Below are 1,569 nucleotides of genomic sequence, written 5' to 3' on the forward strand. Positions count from 1 at the left end.
TGCGCCCGCGCTCGTCCGCGACGGCGAAGGTGACCCGCAGGTGCGAGGGGATGCGCTCGAGGTCGAAGTCGTCCGGCTGCACGACGCGCCCGCCTCGCGGCGGATCGCTCCCGCGAGGGTCGCGGCGAACGACTCCGTCGGCGGGTTCGGCACATCGTGCGGGAGCGCAGCGGTCAGCTTCCGCGCCCAGTCGTTCGCGGGCACCACGTTCCGCCGCAGATGCTTGGGCAGCGCCTTGATCATCGCGGTCACCAGCTCGGCCCGGAGCCCCGGCACGAGCCAGTCGAAGCCGAGCGGCGTGACGCGGGGCAGCAGCGCGAGCGGCACATGTACCGTCACTCCGTCCTCCTCCGTGCCCGGCTCGAACCGGTACGAGAGGCGGAAGCGCTGGTCGGCCTGGCGCCACTGGGTCGGGAACGCGGTCTCGTCGATCTCCTCCGCATCCTCCGGGAGGAGCGTCTCCTGCGTCATCGTCAGCAGGTCGGGCTCGTCGTGCTGGGCGGTGCGCCACCAGGAGTCGAAGGAGCGCACCGAGGTGATATCGCGCGGGAGGCGGCGGTCGTAGAAGTCGAAGACGGCCTCGTCGTCGACCAGCAGATCGCGGCGACGGGTGCGCTCCTCCAGCCGCTCGAGCTCGGCGCGCAGGGCCCGGTTCGTGCGATCGAAGGCGTGCCGCGACTCCCACTCGCCCTCGACGAGGGCGTGCCGGATGAACAGCTCGCGGGCGTAGGACGGGTCGATCCGCGAGAACTGCACGCGGCGGCGCCCGATGATCGGCACTCCGTAGAGGGTGACCTTCTCGTAGGCCACGGCCGCGCCCTGAGACTTCTCCCAGTGCGGCTCGCTGAACTGCCGCTTCACCAGATCGCCGGCGATCGCCTCGGCCCAGGCGGGGTCGATCGCCGCGTTCGAGCGGGCGAAGAGGCGGCTGGTCTCGACGAGCTCGGCGCTCATCACCGCGTCCGGCAGCTTCTTGGCGAGCGCGCTGCCGGGGAAGATCGAGAACTTGGCATTGCGGGCACCGACGTACTGCACGTTCTGGCGCTCGCGGTTCTTCGCTGCGCGCTGCGCCTGCTGCGAGGTGGTGTCCTTGATGCCCAGTTGCGAGAGCAGGCCGGCGAGCAGGCTCCGGTGGATCCCGTCCGGATCCACCTTCGGGTCGCCGATCTCGAGCTTCAACGGGCGCGCGAGCTGCCGGAGCTGGCGGAACACGTCCTGCCACTCCCGCACGCGCAGGTAGTTGAGGTACTCGGCTTTGCAGAGGCGTCGGAACGCGCTCGAGGAGAGCTCCTGCTGCTTCTCCTCCAGGTAGTTCCAGAGCGTGAGCAGGGTGAGGAAGTCGCTGGTCGGATCCACGAAGCGCGCGTGCTGCTGGTCGGCCTGCGCACGGCGCTCGAGCGGACGCTCGCGGACGTCCTGGATCGTCAGCCCTGCGACGATCGCCATCACCTCCCGGCTCACTCCGTGCCGGCGCGACTCGATGACCATGCGCCCGAAGCGCGGATCGATGGGGAGCCGCGCGAGATCGCGCCCGATCCGCGTGAGTTGCGGCGCCGCCGCCTCCCCCTC

1 pseudogene is annotated in these 1,569 nt (G+C 70.6%); it reads right to left on the reverse strand.

What is annotated here, in order from left to right:
• Positions 1–1,569: pseudogene (locus tag ACH61_RS15325) on the reverse strand (DUF3418 domain-containing protein); the annotation flags it as partial.

The organism is Rathayibacter tanaceti (assembly GCF_001634385.1).
GTDB classification, from domain to species: Bacteria; Actinomycetota; Actinomycetes; order Actinomycetales; family Microbacteriaceae; genus Rathayibacter; species Rathayibacter tanaceti.